Origin of the sequence: Campylobacter concisus (assembly GCF_003048615.2) — a bacterium.
Lineage (GTDB): Bacteria > Campylobacterota > Campylobacteria > Campylobacterales > Campylobacteraceae > Campylobacter_A > Campylobacter_A concisus_C.
In genome coordinates this window covers 414,981-437,414 of the sequence record NZ_CP049263.1, presented here as the reverse complement: position 1 = coordinate 437,414, position 22,434 = coordinate 414,981, and the positions used below count along the sequence as shown (strand labels likewise).

Sequence of the window (22,434 nt, the reverse complement as noted above, 5' to 3'; positions counted from 1 at the left end):
ATTTAAAAGAAAAAGGGGCGAATGCCCCTGGGATTATGCAGCTGGATAAACAGATACTTTTTTTCTGTTTTTATCAAGTCTTTCAAATTTTACAAAGCCATCGACTAATGCAAAAATAGTGTGATCTTTGCCAAGACCTACGTTATTTCCAGCGTGAGTTGCTGTTCCTCTTTGGCGGATGATTATATTTCCAGCACGAACGAACTCGCCACCAAATTTCTTAACACCTAATCGGCGTCCGATACTATCACGGTTATTTTGGGTTGAACCTTGACCTTTTTTGTGTGCCATATCTTATCTCCTTAAGCTGCGATACTTACGACTTTTACACGTGTAAATTGTCTTCTAAAGCCGCGTTTTAGTTTTGAGTCTTTACGTCTGCGTTTTTTGTAGATAACTACTTTTTTGTCTTTGCCTTCATTAACGACCTCAAGAACAACTTTTGCACCCTTAACAAATGGCGCACCTACCTTTACTTCGCCGTCGTTTACAGCTAAAACTTCTGTAATCTCAACGGTTGATTTAGCTTCAGCACTAAAGTGATCTAGCTTAAGGAACTCGCCCTCGCTAACACGATATTGCTTACCGCCATGCTTAAATATAGCGTATTTTGACATACTCTACCTTTCTAAAATTTGGTAAGACCAAAAAGCACTTTTTTGCAAAAGATTTATGGAGCTTTGTTGGTTGTAAGGTGTGAATATTAGCCAAAAGTTTATAAATTCTACTTTAATGCCCCTGATCTTATGATCTCATCGGCTAAATTTCTTATCATAGAGCTATGATCTAGGAAAAATGTTTTATCGTTTGGCAAATGCGGCTGGTGTATCAGCGTCTTTGCTGCTGGTGCATTTAATATCACATTTATCAGTTCAAACTCAGGCGGCAAAGTAAAATAGAGTTTTGGCTTTGGAATTTCATTTTGAAAGAGCCTTTGTGCGTAAAATTTACTGAAATTTTCATTTTTTGGTAGCTTTATCTCTTTAAAGAGCTCAAATGGCAAAAAGTAACGCGCTAGTGCGTGAAGTCCGTGAGCGAAGATGTAGAGGCGTTTTTCAAATTTGGGCGCCTCCGTCCTGCCAAAAGTGGAGCAAAATTTCTGCAAATGCTCGCTCATAGCAGCCGTATCTTTTTCATGCAAGGCAAGCACAAATTTAACCGCCTCTCTTTCATTTGCTGGCTTTTTGGACTCTGCAAAAGTGCGAGCTTTTTCTAGGGCAGGGGCGAGTAAATTTTCATCTTGCCAAAGCATCGCCGTGAGCAGATCATGCATGACGCATAGAAATTTGTAGCCGTTTTTGCTAGGTGGCAGGCCTTTTGGAAAGATGCTTGCCATACTATCTGTGTCGCCACAAGCGATAGCAAAAAATGCCGGTATGAGCTTCTCGCACTGATCATATCCGCCGCTGCATCCTGGGAGTAAATTTAGCTTAGCGTATTGAAAAATGAGATCATTTAGTGCCTCGGCGTCGCCATCAGCTAGGCACTTTTCAAGGCAAAAGTCGTAGCGTCTAGCTCTTGAAAAAGAGAGTAATCGTATGAGCTCACATAAAAAGTCGTATTCGTTTAAATTTTTCTCTTTTATCTCAGCGTAAATGCTTGCATACTCGTCCAAAAGTAGCTCTTCATCGCTTTTTGGCGGTTTTTTAGCTTTGAAAATATTAAATAAGCTTTCTAAAAATGACATTTTGCATGCTCCTTAATTTTGCTAATTTTAGCCAAAAATGCCTAAAACGGCTTAGTTTTTTTTGAATTGCAAAAATTAAATTTAGCGGATAGTTTAACCGCATTTTGGCTATAATCGCCCCAAATTTAAGCGAGCTTAGGACAAAGATGGCAGGCGAAGATCAGGAAAAAACCGAAGAAGCGACCCCCAAAAAGATAGAAGACGCCAAAAAGGACGGCAACGTCCCCAAAAGTCAGGACCTATCAGGCTTTGTGACCCTAGTTATTGCTATTGGTGTGCTGCTTGCGATGCTAAATTTCATGAAAGATCAGGTCATCTCGCTTTACATCTACTACTCTAAATTTATCGGTCAGCCACTGACTTTGCCAACGGTAAAGATGATCGTTGTAAATACCTTTGGCAGGGCACTTCTGATGATCCTGCCAGTTTGCATCTGCGTCGCGGTTGCTGGCATAATCGCAAATGTAATGCAGTTTGGCTTTATATTTACCACAAAGCCAATAACGCCAAATTTTGGCAAGATAAATCCGCTAAAAGGGCTAAAAAATTTATTTTCTATGAAAAAGGCGATCGAGAGCGTCAAGATCGTCGTTAAGGTAAGCATCGTCTTTGGCGTTGGATTTTACTTTTTCTTGCAGTTTATCAAGGAGCTGCCTCACACGCTATTTTTCTCTATGTTTGACCAGCTTGCGTGGCTAAAAGAGAAGCTCATCATTTTAGTTAGCGTCATGCTTTTTATACTTTTTGTGATCGGTCTTGCTGACCTGCTCATCGTGCGTTTTCAGTATTTTAAAGACCTTCGCATGAGCAAGCAAGAGATCAAGGACGAGTACAAGCAGATGGAGGGTGACCCGCAGGTTAAGGGCAGGATCCGCCAAGCGCAAATGCGTGCAGCCAAACGCCGAATGATGCAAAACATCCCACAAGCTGACGTCGTCATCACAAACCCAACTCACTATGCTGTGGCTATTAGATACGACAAAAGCCGTGACGAAGCACCGATAATACTTGCTAAAGGGGTTGATTTCTTGGCGCTTCAGATAAAAAAGGTAGCGGTTGAAAATGGAGTGCAAATTTATGAAAATCCACCTCTTGCAAGGGAGCTTTATAGAGTTTGTGAGGTCGATGACACGATACCAGCGCACCTTTTTAGGGCTGTGGCTGAGGTGCTAAGCTTTGTTTATATGAGCGATAAGCAGAAATTTCAAGATAAGCTTTGAGAGCATTAAGCCAAATTTTTATAAAGTAGTAAATTTTGTAGAAAAAAGACAAGCTGCCTTTAGAACAGCTTGTCAGAAATAAAATCTTAGTTAAGATATCCGTAGATATTTGCTAGCACCCAGCCAACTGCACAAGAGCTAAATACACCTATGAAGCCAGGGATGATAAAGCTGTGATTGATTACATATTTACCAATATGTGTTGTGCCTGAGCGGTCAAACTGCACGGCTGCAAGGTCGCTTGGATATGTTGGAAGGATGAAGTATCCATAGCAAGCAGTAGCAAACGCGACAATAACGCCTGGGTGAACGCCTATTTGAACAGCGAGTGGCACAAATGTAGCAGCTGCAGCAGCTTGAGAGTTTAGGAATTTTGATATAAGCATACCAACTATGATATACATCCAAGGATATGCTTTCATAACCTCGCCAAGTGAGCCTTTAAGCATATCAATGTGTGAGTGGAACATTGTCTCAGCCATCCAGCTAATGCCATAAATCGCAACAAGTGCAACCATGCCGCTGTGGAAAATTTCATTTTGACCAATTTTGGCTGCTTTAATGCCTGAGTAGATCATCATGATAGATGCTGCTAAAAGCATGAAAATTTGGATCGTATCAACCATGCCAAGTGGCGCAGTCTTTTTCATAGTATCTTTTACTACAATGCTCGCATTTGCGATAGTTTCGCTTTTATCTCCTGCAGTGATAACAACATCAGCGCCGTTTGAAACAATGCTTTGTGTTACTTTATTGTCTTTATCTAGCACTTGAACGCTTGTAAATTTAGTAGCGTCTTTTACTTTGTTGTCTTTTACGTTTGAAACGATCTTGCTATCTCCAACCATAGAAACAACTTGTCCGTCTTTAACAGTGATGTTTTTAACTGTTTTTTTATCTACGATTATTTCTATTGATTTACCAGGAACGTCACTTGTCCAGCTTGGGCGAAGTTGTTTGTAATAACCCAAAACCGCAACAACAGCGATTGTAGCTAGGAATATCCACATAACATTCCATTGTTTTTTTGGCAAATGCACACCGATTAATGAATGTGCCTCATCAGAACCATATATATATTTTCTTTGCTCTGGATCAGCTATTTTTGCTTGGAATTCTGGATCTTTATCAAGATCTTTACCTCTAAATACTGAGTAAGTTCCTATGCAAAGCACACCCAAAAATGTAGAAGGAATGGTAACTTTTAATAGATCAACATAGCTTGTAAAGCCCTCAATATGAACTGTGCCAGTACCAAGAAGAACAGCAACCATAGATACACCAGCAACTGAAACTGGACTTGCGATAATAGCAAGTTGTGATGAGATCGTAGTAGCTGCCATCGGACGTTCTGGACGGATACCACTTTTCATTGATACGTCATAGATGATCGGTAAAAGTGTATAAACTGTGTGACCTGTACCGCAAAGCACTGTTAGTGTCCAGCCACAAATAGGCGCAAGATAACAAACTGTTTTTGGATGTTTTCTAAGCGCTCTTTCAGCGATCTGAAGCATAACATCAAGACCACCAGCTGCTTGAAGTGTAGCACTTGCTACAACAACTGCAAGAATAGTTAATATAACATCAATAGCAGGCTTACCTGGTTTTAAATCAAATGCAAATACCAAAATAACAAGACCGATGCCACCAAGGACACCAAGTGCCATACCACCTTTTTTTGCTCCGTAGAACAAACAGCCGAGCACGACAATCAATTGTAAGAAAAACTGCGTACTCTCAGACAAACTTGTAAGAAATTCCATGATTTCTCCCTTTTCAAAAATTACACGCGGAGTATATAAATATTAAAATTAAATACTAATTAAAAAAGATATGTATATTTTAATATTTTGTTTAATAACGATTTTATTTAACAATAAAAAACTTCAAAACCGAACTTTTAACAATAAAAATGTATTATTTTTCTTATAACTATATTGACATTAACTATCAATATAGTTATAATTACGCTCAAATTTTAAAATTAAGAGGCATTATGGAACTTTTAAAACACAACATTGACTATATAATCATCGGTATTTTGGGCGTCATGAGCTTTTTTGTGCTTTGGTATACGATCGAGCGTATCATTTTTTACTCACGTGTTGATATAAATGGCTACAAAAACATCGGAAAGCTCGATGAGGCGCTAACAAAAAATTTAACCACACTTTACATCATCTACTCAAATGCCCCATATATCGGACTTCTTGGCACAGTTGCTGGCATCATGATCACATTTTACGACATGGGCATGGCTGGCGGCATCGATACAAAAAGTATCATGATCGGTCTATCTTTGGCGCTAAAAGCGACCGCATTTGGCCTACTTGTGGCGATCCCAACGCTTATGATCTACAATGGCTTTGTTAGAAAAGTCGATGTCATAATAAACAGATACAAGGCTCAAAATGCGTCTAAATAAAAAAGATGGGCTAAATATCGTCCCATTTATCGATATCATGCTCGTTTTGCTAGCCATCGTGTTAAGCATCTCGACCTTCATCGCTCAGGGCAAGATCGCAGTTGATCTACCAAGCGCCAAAAGCGCACAGCAGGATAAAGAGGATGAGAAAAAAGTGAGTGTCGTTATCGATAAAGATAATAAATTTTTTATAGATGATGCAGAAATTTCAGAAGATGAGCTAAAAGATAAGCTAAATGCTGTGGATATAAAAACCTTAATCGAGCTAAAAAGCGATAAAAACGCTAAATTTGACAGCTTTGTCAAAGTAATTGATATCTTAAAAGAAAAAGGTCACGAAAACTTTGCAATCCAAACAATCTCTGAGTAAAATTTCAAACTATAGTGGCCTAGCGGTATCAGCGATAGTGCACGTGGCAGCTGCTTATTTCTTGCTTTCACATAATTTTAGTGAGATAAAGATAGGCGAGCAAAAACCTATAAAAATAGCTCTAAATTCATTCACCCCAGTGCCGCAAACTACGGCTCCGCAGATAAGCGAACAAGTGATGATCCCAGAGCCAACACCCCCAGCTCCTCCGCCACCGCCAGAGCCACCAAAGCCAGAGCCTAAGCCTGAGCCAAAGGTAGAGCCAAAGCCACTACCAAAACCTGAGCCAAAAAAGGTGGAGAAAAAGCCACTGCCAAAGCCTGAGCCTCGCCCTGAGCCTAAAATCGAGCCAAAGGTGGAGCCAAAACCTGATATCACTGCGCCAGCTCCTACCGCGACCCCAGCACCTGCTGTAAATTCAAATTTACCAGCAAATAACAAATCTATCGCCGCAGCTCCAGCTCAAAAAGTAGCGCAAGAGCTAAATTTATCAAACGCACAAAGCGATGAGGACTTTAGCAAGGTCATAGCAGCTGTGAAAAAGCATAAAAGCTACCCAAACAACGCTAGAAGGATGAAGCATCAAGGCGTTGTTGAAGTTAGATTTTTGCTTAAAACGGATGGCAGCATAGACGAGCTAAAGGTTACTAAAAGTTCAGGCTTTGAGTCGCTTGACAACGGCGCTTTAGAAAATGTCAAAAAAGCAAGCTCTGAGTTTCCAAAGCCAAAAGAAGCTCGCTATCTTCGCTTTCCTATAGCATTTACACTAAAATAAAGTCACAAATTTTATCTTTGTGGCTTTATTTATATGACAATAAATTTATGACTTCGTAAATTACTTTTTGTTATATAAAGATCAATTTTAAACTTGTTTTAAATAATTAAAATGTATAATCCAATTTCTTTTATTAAGGTGGTTGGATAGCTCAGTCGGTAGAGCAGCAGACTGAAAATCTGCGTGTCGGCAGTTCGATTCTGCCTCTAACCACCATTTCTTCATAAATCCTCATTTTATCGGTCTTAGAAAGTCTTCAGACTTGTATATATGTCGTATTGGTGCCATTTAATGATCTATCTTAATCATTTTGGGATGTGGTAGTTATTTTATAAAAACGATTATTGATGGCTAAACAATAAAATATAAAAAACATCACTACAAAATTTTCTTATTTTTTTAATATTGATATAAAAAGATATTCTTAGAGAATTCCACTACGATTTCTCATAGTGGAATTAAAAAACTACACAATAGTTAAATTAGCCGTATCATCAACCTTTATAATTACAGAATATGTAGTATCATTGTAGTCTTGTTCTGCTGTATATGTCTTATAGCCGACATCACTATCACTTGTAGTCTCTCTCCAATTATTTTTAGTTCCACTATTTTCAAGTGTTATTTGATCATCAGAGCCACTTTTGATGTGCAGCATGGTAGTTATATCATCATTGCCATTGTTATATTTTGCAACATTTAACACATCTGATATATTTATGTTTAATTTGGCGTTATTTATACCAGATATATCTACTGTGTTATATGTATTATTAAAAACACCTGTGTAGTTCTGATTTACGCTATGCTCCATTAAATTTGATAGATTTATAGTACTGTCGTCCGAGCTATCTATAACTACGTGGCTCTTAGAGTTAGCATCCGTTACGATTTTACCATGTATAATATTGTCTCCGCTGTCTTTATTAAAATTTGTTATCGTACCTGAAGCATTAGTAATCCCGGTGCCATTACTATATGTTATCTCAGAACTAAATATGGATACTGTATCATCATTATGCCCATCTTGAATATTTAAATTTTTTATATTGCCTTTACTAAATACTTTGATAGAATCAACTCCATCGCTGCCATTTATTGTATCTATAATAGAAGTATTATTTGGATAATTATACTCAGCACCTACCATAACTTCATTGTGCCCGTTAGATAAATTTATAGTTCCAGCTTCAGCACCATCAGATACTTTTACAAATTGATCGCCATTACCACTAAAATTTATATCGCCAGTTATTTTAGAGCCACTACCACTAACTGTAATGATGTTATTATGATCTAAATTTATATCTGATGTGATTTTTCCCCCTCCTATTACCTCTATGGAGGTATCTCCATTAAACTCCAAACCCTTATCTATCGTAATACCTCCATATACCCTGAAATCACTTTTACCACTGATATCTTTTACTTCTCCTATTGTAGAGGCGTTACTTCTTGGCTCATTATAAGCTCCAGTAATATATAGATCGTCTCCTTCACCTCCTTCAACCGAACCTTCCACATGAGCCCATGCAACATCTATCCTGTCATCACCTTCTCTGGCATCGACTTTGCCATGGATTATGGCGTCTTTAGTTCCGTCAGAGTATCCTCTAATATTGATAAAATCTTTTCCGTGCCCACCTATAACATTTCCATCAACTTCAGAATTTCCATCTATCATTATATCTGCACTTTGATTTGAGGTGCCATTAGCCACAACATTTCCTTTTACGTGAGCTTTTCCTATGCTTATTCCACCTTGTCCTCCAAGAACTACATCACCACCAACTTCTAAGATAGGATCAGCATAATAAATAGAGCCTATACTTATCCTATCCTCATATCGCGTATGGTTACTTACATCAACATGCCCTATTACGCCACTATTAGACGATTCTCCGGCATCTATATTGCCAGTGACATTTGAAGAATTTACAACTAGATAGTCATTACCTTCTTCACCCTTTACATTGCCATTTACTACACTACCTTCTTGTATTACAACTTTATCATTATCTATTCCAGCGTTTATATCGCCTGTTATTACAGAGTTCTTTACGATTATTGTATCTTCTCCACTATTTCCAGTGATCGCTTCATGTAATGATGAGCCATCGCTATTTGTGATAGTTTTTCCATTGATAGTAGAATTTGTTACTGTAATATTGTCGTTTCCGGCATCTCCTGAAATGTACTCTGTAATAGTAGAATTATTGATAGTTATATTATCAGCCCCTGAGCCACCGTACACTGATTTTACAGTTACGCCGTTTAAAACTAATGTATCGTCACCATCACTGCCAAATATCTTCAAATTTGCAAGAGTAGAAGCTGGCAGCTTTAAAGTAGTTAAAGGCGTTATTTGATGGACTACGTTGTTGTTATATATATCATTTGTAGTTATTTTATTACCATCTTTATCAACCATGATTGTAGACTGCTCATAAGACATTAAGTTTGTTGGATCAAAAAGAGGATTTGGAATAGTATGCGCTCCTATTTCTTGTAAATATTCCTGTTGCTCTTCATTTCCGCTATAAAAAACCCTTTGCTTATCTCCGTGAGAGACAACACATACCCTCTCTTGAACGTCTGTGATCAAATTTTCTTTAACTATCTCACCATTTCCAACTTCGAGTTTTAGCCCAGTCTTTACTTCTCCTATTGGCATTATGGCTACTGCTTCACCAGCCGCATTTTTTACTATTCCCCAGCCGCTATCGCCTATCTTTTCTATGCTATCTTCTGGCAAATTTATAATAGCTTTTTGAAACGAATGTCCGTCAATCTCGACTGTCTTTTGTCCTATACTAACTTGTGTACCAAAAATATCAAAAAGTCTTGCGAGATTATTCGCATTTGTTAGATCAGCACTATGTGAGTCATCAACTGGTGTTTTTGCAGTTTTTATATCAGTATATTCGTTTAATAAATTTTCTATTTGATCATGTGTAAAAGCATTTTCCATATGGTGAGGATAAGGTTTTTTGATACTTTCAAAAACAGCTCTCATTTGCTCTTTCATATCATCTATCTGAGCAGAGGCTTCAGGACTACTTAGCCATGCATTGTGTGCAGCTATCCCTAAATTTGAAAAATATCCACTAGAGATGCTGTCATCATAAAATGATGATGGAATTTCTATACCACCTGAAACATCTAGAGTTGATGCTGTTTCTTGAATTGTATTTTCAGCACTCGCTCCACTAATGCTAGATGGAGCGCCTTGAAACAGATAAACACTTGAGTCATTTATGCTTCTAAAATCACTACTAATATTTGAATAATGTCCGCCCTCTGCAAAACTTACAGAGCTTAGGCTAACTCCATCTCCGCCGGCACTTCCACCATTATTACCACCAGCAGCAGTTTCTTCAAGTGCATTCAAATCTTTACCATTTAAAATAGCTTTTTGTAGCTCGTCTATACTTGCTATTTTTTTATCATCTACTAGATCGTCTCCTAAAGTAGTTTCATTTAAATTTAAACTATCTTTACCTATTAGATTTATATCTTTGCCATCTGGTTTAGCTATCGTTACTTTTGAACTATCACTGTCAGTTACTATCTTCTCACCCACATAGACTATTTCACCAACGCGAAGTTCTCTTGACTCGCCAAATCTATTTATAGCTTTTGCGCCACCGATTATACTTTTTACTATTGCAACTTCATTAGCCATAACATTACCTTTAACTTTATTTTTGTCACATCGTTACATTTTTTATAAGAAAATTATATCACTTTTAAAGGTGGTGTGTATTGTACTCTAGTACCATAAAATAGTTATTTTAGTTATAAAATAGTTATATTTTTTCAAAATATTTTCAAAAATTTAATAAATCTAATACTTTAAATTATATAAAGTAAAATGTCACATAGTATAAATGAGCTATCAAAAATGATAGCTCATAATCGAATTAAAAAATAGAGAAAACAAATGACAAAATAAACAATATTACTAAACCAAACAACATATTTGGACGTTGAAATTTATTTGCAGCTTTAAGTTCAGAATTTGGAATAACAGGGATAACTGTCGCAAGAGCAGCGACTGGACCACCTGTAAGATAATATTGCAACATAGCACTACCACCAGCGGCCATGACAGCTAGAGATAGTGGGCTTGCCGTACCCAGCGAAAGAGCAGCTTGCAAAAATGGTATGGTTATGGCCACTGATGCTGCATTACTTTGTGTGACTAGTCCTGCCAGTGCAGAGACCAAAAGCATACTTTGAAGCGGAGCATGGGTAAGCATAGGTGTAAAGATATCTCCGATAACTGCAGCTAGCCCTATTTGTTTAATAACGCCGCTCATAAACAAAAAGCCTATTGTTGCAACTAATGGGGTTGCTATTTTGCTAACTCCTTCGAGCATATTATGTTCACCCTCTTGCAAGCTTAAAGCAGATAACAGCATCGTAAAAATAGCACTTGCTATGCCTACTATAAATACTGGATAGCCCAATATAAATCCTGCAAATAGCATTACAAAAGGCAAAAATGCTTTCCATGCAGGAATTCCGCTGTTATTTATTTCAAATTCCTTTGAAATTCTTTCCATCTCTTCTTTAGAAATAGAAACTCCTTCTCTTTTTTGCATTCTTCTTAGCCTAAATAGCGCGCATGCAAAAACACAAAGAGAAACTAGGGTGCCGATTACATTTATAAGACCAAAGCCTATATTTGTAACAGCTATGACAGCAACTTGTGTTGGGTGAGTAAAGCCACCATAGTTGCCAAGTATGCCAGCGTGTCCATGTATACCTGCTGATCTGTGTGGATCTACACCTAGTTTAGTAGATGCTGTTCCTGTGATAACAGCTGTAATTGCAGGTTGAGTAAAACCAGTAAGCATGCCTATGACACCTGCAGCTATACCGCCAGCAGTAGCAACACCAGCACCACCGCCTAGCTTGTTACCAAGTTTTACTATGTTGCGAATTATAACATCCAAAAAGCCACTTGCCTGCATGACACCTATAAACATCAAAATACCTGTCATATCAGCTATTACAGGGTTTAGTCCACCATTTACTAAAGACATCAAAGATATCACACCTTTGCCTCCAGTAATAGGAAAACCGGCCACAAGCGTACTAATAGCTGACCCAACTATTGCGGTTGTGTATAGTGGAGTTTTACCACTTATCATCAATAGCAGTGTTAATACCATAATACATTGTGCAGCAACTAACATCTTTTTCTCTCCTTTCATAATAAATTTTTTATAGCATTATAGCGTCTTTTTTAATATATTATATATAATATTTGATATATCTTTAAAAAAGTGGTACAATTTTGTAAACATAAAGGAGAAAGGAGAAAAAATGTCAAAACCTAAGATTTCAATCGGTGCATTGGGTGGAACTATATGCATGAGCGCAGGAGGTAAAAAAGGTGGCGTAAAGCCTAGTTTTAGTGCTGATGATTTGATCGCAGCAGTTCCTGTATTAAAAGATATGGCTACAATACATGCTCAAACCATCCTGGCTTTACCGAGTGGTAGTTTGAAACTAAACGACATAATCTCAGTTTACAAATGGGCAAAAGAACAAATAAAAAATGGTGCAAAGGGTGTCGTGATAACGCAAGGAACCGATACTTTAGAGGAGAGCTCATTTTTTTTAAATTTAATATGGGATGAGGAAGCTCCACTGGTAATGACTGGGGCTATGAGAAATGCTGATGATATTAGTGCTGACGGAGCTGGAAATATATATGCTTCTGTCATTACAGCACTTGATGATGAGAGTAGAAATAGAGGCGTCCTAGTAGTACTAAACGATACCATTCATAGTGCTAAATGGGTGCATAAAAGCAACACTTTCTCATTACAAACTTTCATATCTGTAAACGCCGGAGTTCAGGGGATGGTGGTCGAAAGAGAGGCTAAATATATAACTTGTGCCGTAAAGAGAAAAATTTACCCATTACCAGACAAGCCTCTTCCAAAAATAGCCATTGTTCAAAGCTATCTGGACAATGACGGCTCAATTATCAAACTTATAGGCGAGTCTAAATTTGAAGGCATGGTTATAGACGGCTTTGGCGCAGGTCACGTCTCGTTTGATATGATGGATGAGATAGAAAAACTAAAAATACCAGTCATAGTCTCGTCTAAAACTGGCAGTGGAATGTGCGCTACAAAAACCTACGGATATAAAGGCTCAGAGATAGACCTGCAAAATAACAAATGTATAATGTCAGGATGGCTACCGGCAGTTAAAGCAAGATTGCTCTTAATAATTTTGCTAGCCAATAAAATCTCATTAAAAGAGATAAAGAACGAATTTGAAAATTTTTAGATCTTTAGTGCCTAGACTACCAATATGTCATTTTTATGTATAATATTCTCAAAAAAAGGGAGATCTACGTAAATGACATATAGCAGTTCAGGCCGCCCCATGACCACAACAGAATTTATCGTCCACAGCCTAAGCCAAGAGATACTAAATGGCAAAATAAAGTCCGGAACTAGGCTTACACAAAATGAAATTTCAAAAAAATTTAATGTCAGTCAAACACCAGTAAGAGAAGCTTTAAAAATTCTTACCACAGAAGGGCTGATAAGCTTTGACTCTTATAAAGGTGCGATCGTCAAAGGACTTTGCTATAAAGATGCCAAAGAAATTTATGATTTAAGAATTTTACTAGAATCCAAGCTAATAAGAGATGGATTTAGCAAATATAGCGATGAATGTTATAAAAAAGCATCAAACATTCAAAAAAAGATAGAACAATGCAAAGATTTAAATGAGTGGGCGATATTAAATAGTGAATTTCATAGGTGTTTTTGGGAGAGTGAGACAGGTGGCAGAACATTTGCTATCGTAGAAAATTTAATATCATCAGCCATCCCTTATGTTTCAATATCTTTGATGTATAAAAAAGAGCATATCGAGCTATCAAATACCGAGCATAGAGAAATACTTGAAGCTTACAAAAATAAAGATTTAGAAAAACTAGTAGAACTTAGTGCCGAGCACACAGCAAAAACTAGAGAGATTTTAGAAGCAGCGATAAATAATGCTCTTTAAATTAACGTAAATTTTAAAGCGCATTTATAAGCTATCAAGCCTAAATTTATCTACTTTATAAACCCTACCTGCGGTAAAATTTCAGCTAATGCCTCGTCCTTTTTCTCGTTAAATTTGACCTTATTTTGCTCAAAAAGATTGTTTCCATGCGCATCTATCGAGACTATTAACGGGCCAAACTCCTTGACGCGGCACTTCCAAAGAGTCTCTGGCATGCCAAGCTCCATCCAGTCGGCACTCTCTATCTCTTCAACCTGCGTTGCGGCCACCACCGCACAGCCTGCTGGAAATACGCAGTGAATAGCGCCAAACTCCCTGCAACCACTCATCGTGCCCTCACCCATACCGCCTTTGCCCACAATGAGACGAACGCCAGTTTTTGCGATGAATTCTCGCTCAAATTTCTCCATTCTCATGCTAGTTGTAGGTCCTACTGAGACCATCTCAAAACTTTTTTCGCCAGTTTTTCTGATGATCGGCCCTGCGTGCAAGATCGCACCACCTTTGATATCTAGTGGCAGCTCCTTACCCTCCTCTACTACGCGTCTATGCGGCACGTCGCGGCAAGTGACGATGTGTCCAGTTAGATAGATCACGTCGCCGATTTTGATATTTAAAAGATCCTCGGCGCTTATTGGCGTGGTTAAAATTTTCTTACTCATAGCGCGAACTCCTTATGCGATTTTACGTCGAAATTTAGATCCGCATACCAAACGATGTGCCCTTTGCGGTGCGACCAACACCCCACATTTACAGCAACGGCGATTACGCTTGGATGGCGGGCGCAGTTTTCTATATGCACGCCCATCACAGAGCTTGCACCGCTCATGCCTTGTGGGCCAAGGCCGATTTTATTTATGCCATCTTCTAGCAATTTTTCGGTTAGTGCGGCTCGTTCGTTTTGATTTTTAGAGCCCAAAGGCCTCATAAGCGCCTTTTTAGAAAGCAAAGATGCCACGTCGATCGAAGTGCCCACGCCAACACCCACTAGTAGCGGCGGACAGGCGTTTATGCCGTAGCTGGTCATTATATCCATGACGAATTTAACGACGCCCTCATAGCCCATGCCAGGCATCAAAACGGTCGCTTTGCCAGGCAGGCTGCAGCCACCACCTGCCATATAGGTGTGTATCTCGCACTCACTGCTATTTGGCACGATCTCCCAAAACACGCTCGGCGTGCCCTTGCCGACATTTTTGCCTGTGTTATACTCGTCAAATGTCTCGACGCTGTTATGGCGCAGCGGAGCTTCACGAGTAGCCTGTAGTACTGCTTCTCGCAGTAGCTCTTCAAGCTCGCCGATAAGCGGAAAATTTGCGCCACATCTTACAAAAAACTGGATCACTCCAGTATCCTGACAGGACGGGCGGTTTAACTCCTTTGCAAGGCGCTGGTTTTCAAACATCGTTTTATAGATCTCCTTTGCCAGCGGCTGCGTCTCACGCTCGCTAAGCTCAAGTAGCTTCGCAGTCACGTCATCAGGCAGCACTTTGCCCGTGTAGCCGACGAATTTCGCCATGACCTCAGTCATCTTTTGCACAGCTTTTTGTTTATCCATTTCAACTCCTTAAGCCTTAACAAGCAAGTTATATAAAATTTTATCAAAAAGCTATTTATTTTATGGAGTACAATTTATAATCTAATAATTTTAATGCATTTTCATAAATCTAATTAGCTTATTTAGATATTTAAGAGAGACAATAGCTCCTTTTCTCTATGTAATTAAAATATTTATTTTTACTCTTTGTCTAAAAAAGTAAATCGGTTGTAGTATTCTAAATTTTCTACTATATTTGCTAACTCTTCTGCTCTTTGTTTAATGGTGTTTATAAGACAATATGAATGTCCAAGAGTTTCAGTATTATTGTACATAGGTAGAGGATGTTCTGCGATACACTTAGCATCTCTATATGCTATCCATTTACGTTGAGCATCTTTTAGATTATTTTTAATTTTTTGTACTTTTAAACCATTCATTGCTTCTTTATATTCTTTATTTAAAATTTCATCATAAACCTTTTCCTCTATTGACGCACACTCCTCCATATCTAATGTACTAATTCCTTTACAAGCTGGTGTTTTTTTCTTTAAATTTTCTATTATTTCTTGTACCTCTGTTTTTGGCTGATTTGCACTTATGCATTCCTCAATATCTTGCGTATTACTTGCCTTTTTTAAACACTCTTTTGTTGCGATTGTAAGTTCGGTTTGCCCATACAATGCTATGTTTAAAAATAACACCACTGTAAGTAGTTTTTTCATCTTATCTCCTTATAAATTTTGTATAACGATTGTATAAAATTTTGTTATAAAAAGTCAATTTTCACACAATGAGGATTTTGCTTAAAATATGGTTTGGTGCTTTTCTAATAGCATATAATTTATAATACAGCCAGCCGCGTAGCAGAGTAGATCGGTAAGATCAAACGTTCCGCCGATTATTACTTTTAAAATTTTATTTTCTACGCCTAGAATTTGCACGACGCCAAAATACTGCACAAGTTCCAAAGCTGCCGCAAAGGCAAAAATTTTAAGCGCTAAATTTGATGGCGGCGCGCTAAATATAGCTCTCACAAACGCGTAAAGCAAGATAACCGCCAAAACATCGCCCAGATAATGGCGCACGAAGCCGCCCTTTACGCAAACTGCGATGTAAATTTCGACCGCCAAGATCACGCCAGCCGCGACTAAAAAGGCTAGTCTTGTTCGTACGCTTTGTCTTTGCGTTTTTATTTGATCGCCTAAATTTATCTCTTGCAACGTTTTTTCCTTAAATTTAGCTCATTTATCCGCCGCTACGCAAGCATAAATTTATAGATGATTTATCAGGCTAGCGTTATACGCAGCACCGTATCCGTTGTCGATATTTACGACGCTGACGCCGTTTGCACAGCTATTTAGCATGGCTAGCAGTGCCGCAACTCCGCCAAAATTTGCCCCATATCCCACGCTGGTAGGCACTGCGATCACTAGAGAGCTTACAAGGCCTGCTAACACGCTAGCTAGCGCGCCCTCCATACCAGCAACGGCGATGACGACCTTTGCACCACGTATCTCATCGAGCTTTGCGACCAGCCTATGTAGTCCTGCCACACCAACATCGGTAAATTTTCTCACATCGTTGCCTAAGAATTTTGCCGTCTCATAGGCCTCCTCCACGACTGCACCATCGGCAGTTCCGGCAGAGACTATCGAGATGTAGCTTTTTGTGGGTGCTAGTTCTTTAAATTTGACGCTAATCACCCTGCCACGAGCATTAAAATCTGCCTGCGGAAAGATCTCACGTATGCGTTCAAAAACATTCTCATTTGTTCTTGTGATTAGAATATTTTCATTTTTTTCGCCGATCGCACTAGCAATTTGCAAAATTTCATCATCTGTTTTATTTGCCCCATATATCACCTCACCAGTACCATTTCGTAAAGCACGCTGAGTGTCGATCTTAGCACATCCGATGTCATTAAATGGATAGTTTTTTAGATACTTTAGCGCATCTTGCTCGCTCATCTTGCCATTTTTTATACTGGCGATAAATTCTAAAATTTCAGCCTCGCTCATGCCAAAACATCCTCTCTAAGCCCCTTTAGATCAAGCGTCACCTCTGCCGCGCCAAGTGCAACTAGCTCCTTAACGATAGACTTAAATTTCACGTCGTCTAAAAAGCTTTGCATGCTAGAAAACGGCATTTGCAGTTTCATTTTTTTATCATCAAGCCTTGCTCGCACATTTGCGTAGCCGCTTTTTATCAGTAAATTTTCAGCCGCCTCTACTAAATTTAGATCGCTCACACTTATCTCTTTTTCATGCGGCAAACGAGTTAGCAAGCATGCGTAGCTTGGCTTGTCTGCTGTTGCTAAATTTAGCTCACGTGAGAGCTCGCGTATCTCAAATTTGCGTAAATTTATTAGAGGCGAAAGCACACCAAGCTCCTCTTTTGCCTTTAAACCTGGGCGATATTCGCCAAGATCGTCTTTGTTTGTGCCGTCAGCCAAATTTGTAAATCCAAGCTCTTTTACACGAGCAAGAAGCCTTGAAAAAACTGCTTTTTTGCAAAGATAACAGCGATTTTGCGGATTGAGCTTTATCTCATCAGCGATGCCTACCTCAAATACCTCGTGCCTGATGCCATAAAATTTAGCAAATTCTACCGCCTCATCTATCTCGCGCAAAGACATATAGGGCGATTTTACCGTGAGTGCTAGCACATTTTCGCCAAGCACGTCCGCAGCAACCTTTAGCAGTAGTGAGCTATCCACGCCGCCGCTAAATGCAACGGCTAAATTTCCTAGCTTTTTTATATCATTTTTTAGAATTTCTAATTTCGTCATACTTTTTAAAAATTTCTTTTTTTACCTGAAATATCGATGTTTTATGTGCAAGTGCAGCGCTTTTACACTCGTCAAATTCAGGCTTTGCCTTTTCATCCTCGCCTGAAATTTTTAGTCTTATATCGCCAAATTTAGTCTCAACACTTACAAATTTTCGCTTTAGCTCGGTTTTTACGACATCTATCTCACGAACGCCAATGGCCGTCGTATGCGTAAATATAAGCTCTTTTAGCTTTTTCGCATCTTCACTTTTGCACAAGACGCTTAGCTCAAAACCGATGCGTCCTTTTTTCATATATATAGAGTGGCTAAAGACGTCTAGAGCGCCATTTTCACGTAAAATTTCACATGCAAAGGCAAAGCTTTCTGCGTCCATATCGTCTATGTTTGTAGATATCATTTTTTGCACTAAATTTTGGCTCTCATCCACATCGCAGATCATCGCGCGAAGGGCATTTGCAAAATTTGGAGCATTTTTTTCGCCAGCTCCGTAAGCTACTTTTTCTATTTTGAAATTTATCTCACCCACAAACTCATCTGCGCATGCTTTTAGTATCGCAGCACCTGTTGGCGTGGTCATCTCAAAATTTGCTCGCCCAAGACTAACTGGCACATCTTTTAAAATTTCACAAACCGCTGGCGCTGGGACATTAAGATAGCCGTGGTCACACTTTACTACGCCGCCGCCAAGCTCGATTTTTGAGCTGACGACTTTGGTAATGCCAAAATTTTCTGATAAATACTCAAAGCAGATCGCCGCTCCAACGACATCTACTATACTATCAAGCGCTCCAACCTCGTGAAAATGCACCTCATCTATACTAACTGCATGCACCTTTGCTTCAGCCTGAGCGATCACGTGAAATATCGCAGCGGCCTTTTTCTTGCAAATCTCGCTCAAATTTGAGCTAGCCAAAATTTGCTTGATATCAGCGTAGCTTCTAGCGTGAGGCTGCGATTTTAGTAGCACGACGTCGATTTTGGTCGCAGCGATGCCGTTTTTTACTACGTTTTTTTGCTCTAAGTAAAATTCTCCGCTCAAATTTAGCTTCTCTAGCTCAGAGCAAAGATAGCTAAAATCCACTCCAAGCCCGACAAGAGCGGCTAAATTCATATCGCCACTAATGCCAGAGCTTGCGTCATAGTATAAAATTTTAGCCAAACTCACACCTTAGGCACAGTCATAGAGCCAAATGGCAAGATGATTATTTTTGCGTCCTTGCCTTTTTGCGCTAGCGCCTCATCTACAGCCTTTTGTAGGTCGCGATACGGCTTTAGATGCACAGCTTTCATCTCATCATCGCTTAGATCAGTCACAGCCCAAGTCTGCGCCCAGAGCGAAATTTCAGCCATTTTTGCAGCCTTGTGATAGCCAAGTTTAAAGCCAGAATTTATCTTTTCTAGCACTTTTTTCGGCGTATCGGCAGATGCCATAAGATCAAAGAAAGGTTTTGGGCCAATGCCTGTGCGGCATTTTGCGACCATTATTAAAATTCCATCCTTTGCAAGCGCTAGTTTGCCGTTATCTAGGGCTTTTTGCGCCTGATAAAGATCGACATCCATAGGATATGGTGCCACAGAGATCACGATGTCAGCCTTTTGTGGGATATTTACGCAAAATACCTCATCGGCCTTTTTTACGCAGTCATAAAAGCTATCGTTCAGATCGCCAGCACTCGCATAATAGACGCCGTGCTCGCTATCAAGCACGGTTTGTATAGAAAATACGTCGATATTTGAAAGAACTTTCATCGCATCGATCATATCTTCATGCACAGGGTTGCCCTCAAGGCGCAGCGCCTGAGCGTCAGGACTAAGTGCTAGTTTGTGGTTTTGCGTGATGCTTTCGTATGAGGCAGTGCCTGGCAAAAAGGCCTTTCTACCGCCGGTGTAGCCTGCGAAATAGTGGGGTTCGACTGAACCTATGACGATCACTTTTTTAGCTTCAGCCACGATCTTGTTTAAATACATCTGCGTACCGTTTTTGCTCTCGCCTAAAAAGACCATCTCATCGTGCTTTGAGTCGTGGTCGTGAACCTCGTTTTTAGCTCTGATCTCTGGGTAAATTTCTTTAGAAAATATCATGTTATATTCATCTAGCGTGCCCTCTCTGTGACAGCCAGTGGCGATGATGAAAATTTTATTTTTATCGCGAAGCTTTGGGTAAATTTGCTTTAAAATTTTAGCAGTTGGCGTAGGTCTTGTGCCGTCATTTACGATGATAACGATCTTTTCATCGCCAGCGATAAACTCATCAAAGCTCTTTTGATTTATCGGATTTGCTAAAGCCTTTGCGATAAGCACTGCTTCGTCAAATTTAGCGACCTTGTTTGGATCAAAAACACCAAGCAGATTTTTTTCGTCTATTTTTAAATTTATATGGTCATCTTTACCATAAGCGATAGGGATTTGCATGCTTCTCTCCTTAAATTTAACTATTAGTTATTTGCTTTTAGGATTTTATCTCAATCTTTCTTTTAAATATATTTAGAGGAGTTATATTTTTTGTGCTATTTTTCGTATATAGCGTACTTTGGGACTAAAAGTTAAAATCCCAAATTTGCTCTTAGAAAATCTATCTCATTAATGACCATTTTTGGAGTGAGTTCTTTCATGCATGCGTGCGTTTTTATAGGACAAACTCGCTTCATACAGGGCATGCATTCTAAATTTAGACGAACGATTTTTGCATCTTGATCTTGCCAAGGGCTAGTCTCTTTAAATTTAGTCGGTCCAAAAAGCGCCACAAGCGGCACTTTATAAGCAGCTGCAATGTGCATAGGACCGCTGTCATTTGTTAAAAAGATGCCATTTTTTATAGATCCTATGACTTCGCAAAGTTTTTTTATGTCAGTTTTTCCAGCTAAATTTTCACATTCTACACCATTTTGTGCAAGCATCTGCTCGATCTCATCGCAAATTTCTAGCTCCGCTTTTGAGCCAGTTATCTTTACACTAAACTCATCTTTAAAGTGTAGCGCAACCTGCGCAAAATACTGCGGATACCATCTTTTGGCACTTCCATAGCTAGCTCCTGGATTTAGTACTAGTAGTTTTTGCTCGCTCTTTTTAGCTTCATAGTAAATTTTTAGCTCATTTGAAATCTCTTTCAAATGCAAGCTTTGCTGTATAAAATTTATGTACTTTTGCACCTGATGCAAACTCTCACTACTCTTTTTAAAGCAAAATTTCTGCTTTGATTTTAAGCAAAATAACAAAAATTTACTAGCAAGTGAGCTTCTAAAGCTAATAGCAAGATCAAATTTGCCAAGCAAACGGGCCGTTTTTATTAGGTTTAGATATCTAAAACCTTGTTTTTTGCTATCATCAACGACTACTTTTTCACACTTTGGATTTGCTTTATAAAGCTCACAAGCTGCGTAAGAGCCAAAAAATACAATACTATCTGCTTTACCACTTAAATTTTCAACCGCCGCACTTGCCATCACAGCATCGCCAAGCCAGGTCGGAAGCTCAATAAAAACTCTCACTTTTGCTCCAAATTTAGCACTTCATTTATAACTTCGAGCGTTTTGCTTGCATTTTCTTCGATGCTAAATTTTTGTGACAGCAAAAATGACTTTTCTTGTAGCTCCTGCAACATCTCATGACTATTTAGTATCTCATCTATCAGCCCCAGCACGCTCTCATCGCCTGGCTCACTCATCACAAAACGTCTTTCTAAAATTTCAGATGCTCCATTTTGCGCAGTTGTAAAGACGATATTTTTAAAGCTAAGTGCTTCCAAAACAACATTTGAAAATGGCTCATAATGTGTTGGAAATATAAAAATATCGCTCGCTTCATAAAATTTAGCAGTTGTTTTTTGCTCACCCACAAAAAAGGCTTTTATTTTTAGCTTTTTTGCAAATCTTTTATATGAGTTTATGTTTTTATCTTTGCCAACTATTAAAGCATTCACAGGTGTTTTTAGCTTCGAGACTAAACGTAAAAAATCTTTTACGCCCTTTCTTTTAAAGCCATTTCCCACAAAAAGCAAGATCGGCAGGCTATAATCAAGTCCAAATTCCTCACAAACACTAAGTTTTGCCTCACCTTTTTCTACTTTTTGCGGCAAATTTATGCCGTTATAAATAGTAACGATCTTCGACTCATCGATACCATAAGCCAAGATGATTTGCTCTCTTACGTAGTTTGAGTTGGCGATGATCTTTTTAGAGTTTTTAAAGCAACGTTTTTCTAAATACGGATAGACGAAATTTAGAGGATTTACCCACCAAAAAGGCTTTGTTGCACGATAAATTTTATGTACTCCATCCCCTGCTCTATAAATATCCGCGCAGCTCACCCGCTCTAAACTAAAATATAGCTCATCACTTTGTTTTTGACGTCTTACTTGCGCGTTAAATCTCAAGGCTTTTTTCCATGATGAGACACTAGTTTCACCTAGATACGATCGCACAGATGTTTCTATGCCCACGTCTTTTAAGGCTTTAGCAAGCCTTCTTAGATAGCGCTCAGCACCGCCGACTGCATTTGGATTGATACGTAAAAAAACTATTTTTTTCATAACCTCAAAGCTTTTTGTTTTTGTAAATTTACTTGTGTTCTTTGCCATAAT

General features: G+C 38.8%; 22 protein-coding genes and 1 tRNA gene. 7 read left to right on the top strand and 16 right to left on the bottom strand.

Annotation, left to right across the window (positions count from 1 at the left end; translation table 11 throughout):
* Positions 1-33 precede the first annotated feature (33 nt).
* The 3 genes from rpmA to CVS89_RS02255 all read right to left on the bottom strand — a co-directional run bounded on the left by rpmA (position 34) and on the right by CVS89_RS02255 (position 1,687).
* Entirely contained in the window at positions 34-291 is a 258-nt protein-coding gene (gene rpmA, locus CVS89_RS02265; protein WP_002942569.1) for a 50S ribosomal protein L27, read from the bottom strand.
* Positions 292-302: 11 nt separating this feature from the next.
* Entirely contained in the window at positions 303-617 is a 315-nt protein-coding gene (gene rplU / locus CVS89_RS02260) for a 50S ribosomal protein L21 (protein ID WP_002942523.1), read from the bottom strand.
* 107 nt (positions 618-724) lie between these two features.
* Positions 725-1,687, bottom strand: a complete 963-nt coding sequence (locus CVS89_RS02255) for a hypothetical protein (RefSeq protein ID WP_107848515.1) — start codon at positions 1,685-1,687, stop codon at positions 725-727.
* Between the two features lie 146 nt (positions 1,688-1,833).
* On the opposite strand from CVS89_RS02255, the gene flhB reads away from it, so the two are divergent.
* The gene (flhB, locus tag CVS89_RS02250; RefSeq protein WP_107848516.1) at positions 1,834-2,907 is read left to right on the top strand and encodes a flagellar biosynthesis protein FlhB; all 1,074 of its coding nucleotides are present in this window, start codon (positions 1,834-1,836) and stop codon (positions 2,905-2,907) included.
* Between the two features lie 86 nt (positions 2,908-2,993).
* On the opposite strand, the gene CVS89_RS02245 is transcribed toward flhB, so the two are convergent.
* Positions 2,994-4,673, bottom strand: a complete 1,680-nt coding sequence (locus tag CVS89_RS02245; protein ID WP_103598189.1) for an anaerobic C4-dicarboxylate transporter — start codon at positions 4,671-4,673, stop codon at positions 2,994-2,996.
* Positions 4,674-4,906: 233 nt separating this feature from the next.
* Between CVS89_RS02245 and exbB the strand changes: the two genes are divergently transcribed.
* The 4 genes from exbB to CVS89_RS02225 all read left to right on the top strand — a co-directional run bounded on the left by exbB (position 4,907) and on the right by CVS89_RS02225 (position 6,696).
* Positions 4,907-5,335 carry a TonB-system energizer ExbB gene (gene exbB, locus CVS89_RS02240; RefSeq protein ID WP_107848517.1) on the top strand — a complete coding sequence of 143 codons (429 nt, stop codon included), beginning with the start codon at positions 4,907-4,909 and terminating at the stop codon, positions 5,333-5,335.
* Positions 5,322-5,705, top strand: coding sequence for a TonB system transport protein ExbD (gene exbD, locus CVS89_RS02235; RefSeq protein ID WP_002939576.1), 384 nt, complete (start codon positions 5,322-5,324; stop codon positions 5,703-5,705). The genes exbB and exbD overlap by 14 nt, the downstream gene beginning before the upstream one ends.
* Positions 5,680-6,480 carry an energy transducer TonB gene (locus CVS89_RS02230; RefSeq protein WP_107848518.1) on the top strand — a complete coding sequence of 267 codons (801 nt, stop codon included), beginning with the start codon at positions 5,680-5,682 and terminating at the stop codon, positions 6,478-6,480. The genes exbD and CVS89_RS02230 overlap by 26 nt, the downstream gene beginning before the upstream one ends.
* 140 nt (positions 6,481-6,620) lie before the next feature.
* Positions 6,621-6,696 (top strand) — tRNA-Phe (locus CVS89_RS02225).
* Between the two features lie 250 nt (positions 6,697-6,946).
* Here the strand turns inward: CVS89_RS02225 and CVS89_RS02220 are convergent.
* The gene (locus CVS89_RS02220) at positions 6,947-10,165 is read right to left on the bottom strand and encodes a retention module-containing protein (protein WP_107848519.1); all 3,219 of its coding nucleotides are present in this window, start codon (positions 10,163-10,165) and stop codon (positions 6,947-6,949) included.
* Between the two features lie 238 nt (positions 10,166-10,403).
* Positions 10,404-11,474, bottom strand: coding sequence for a citrate transporter (locus tag CVS89_RS02215; RefSeq protein WP_233091259.1), 1,071 nt, complete (start codon positions 11,472-11,474; stop codon positions 10,404-10,406).
* 340 nt (positions 11,475-11,814) lie between these two features.
* Between CVS89_RS02215 and CVS89_RS02210 the strand changes: the two genes are divergently transcribed.
* Positions 11,815-12,792, top strand: coding sequence for an asparaginase (locus tag CVS89_RS02210; protein WP_107848520.1), 978 nt, complete (start codon positions 11,815-11,817; stop codon positions 12,790-12,792).
* Positions 12,793-12,864: 72 nt separating this feature from the next.
* Entirely contained in the window at positions 12,865-13,524 is a 660-nt protein-coding gene (locus CVS89_RS02205) for a GntR family transcriptional regulator (protein WP_107848521.1), read from the top strand.
* Positions 13,525-13,574: 50 nt separating this feature from the next.
* Here the strand turns inward: CVS89_RS02205 and ttdB are convergent, their stop codons facing one another.
* The 10 genes from ttdB to CVS89_RS02155 form a co-directional block, all read right to left on the bottom strand.
* Positions 13,575-14,186, bottom strand: coding sequence for a L(+)-tartrate dehydratase subunit beta (gene ttdB, locus CVS89_RS02200; protein WP_107848522.1), 612 nt, complete (start codon positions 14,184-14,186; stop codon positions 13,575-13,577).
* Positions 14,183-15,082 (bottom strand): L(+)-tartrate dehydratase subunit alpha, encoded by a 900-nt coding sequence (gene ttdA / locus CVS89_RS02195; RefSeq protein ID WP_107848523.1) that lies wholly within the window; start codon positions 15,080-15,082, stop codon positions 14,183-14,185. Before ttdA ends, ttdB begins: the two co-directional genes overlap by 4 nt.
* Positions 15,083-15,261: 179 nt before the next feature.
* Positions 15,262-15,786: a lysozyme inhibitor LprI family protein gene (locus tag CVS89_RS02190; RefSeq protein WP_103574851.1), complete on the bottom strand. Its 525-nt coding sequence runs from the start codon at positions 15,784-15,786 to the stop codon at positions 15,262-15,264.
* 81 nt (positions 15,787-15,867) lie between these two features.
* Positions 15,868-16,284: a DUF2809 domain-containing protein gene (locus CVS89_RS02185; protein WP_196376816.1), complete on the bottom strand. Its 417-nt coding sequence runs from the start codon at positions 16,282-16,284 to the stop codon at positions 15,868-15,870.
* Between the two features lie 51 nt (positions 16,285-16,335).
* On the bottom strand, positions 16,336-17,082 hold the full coding sequence (larB, locus tag CVS89_RS02180; protein WP_103601088.1) for a nickel pincer cofactor biosynthesis protein LarB: 747 nt from the start codon (positions 17,080-17,082) through the stop codon (positions 16,336-16,338).
* Positions 17,079-17,852, bottom strand: a complete 774-nt coding sequence (larE, locus tag CVS89_RS02175; protein WP_107892586.1) for an ATP-dependent sacrificial sulfur transferase LarE — start codon at positions 17,850-17,852, stop codon at positions 17,079-17,081. The genes larB and larE overlap by 4 nt, the downstream gene beginning before the upstream one ends.
* Positions 17,824-19,014, bottom strand: coding sequence for a nickel pincer cofactor biosynthesis protein LarC (gene larC, locus CVS89_RS02170; RefSeq protein WP_103634864.1), 1,191 nt, complete (start codon positions 19,012-19,014; stop codon positions 17,824-17,826). Before larC ends, larE begins: the two co-directional genes overlap by 29 nt.
* Before the next feature lie 2 nt (positions 19,015-19,016).
* Positions 19,017-20,267: a nickel-dependent lactate racemase gene (gene larA, locus CVS89_RS02165; RefSeq protein WP_103634865.1), complete on the bottom strand. Its 1,251-nt coding sequence runs from the start codon at positions 20,265-20,267 to the stop codon at positions 19,017-19,019.
* Between the two features lie 131 nt (positions 20,268-20,398).
* Positions 20,399-21,343 carry a lipopolysaccharide heptosyltransferase II gene (waaF, locus tag CVS89_RS02160; protein WP_103572151.1) on the bottom strand — a complete coding sequence of 315 codons (945 nt, stop codon included), beginning with the start codon at positions 21,341-21,343 and terminating at the stop codon, positions 20,399-20,401.
* Positions 21,340-22,383, bottom strand: a complete 1,044-nt coding sequence (locus CVS89_RS02155) for a glycosyltransferase family 4 protein (protein ID WP_107848162.1) — start codon at positions 22,381-22,383, stop codon at positions 21,340-21,342. The genes waaF and CVS89_RS02155 overlap by 4 nt, the downstream gene beginning before the upstream one ends.
* Positions 22,384-22,434 lie beyond the last annotated feature (51 nt).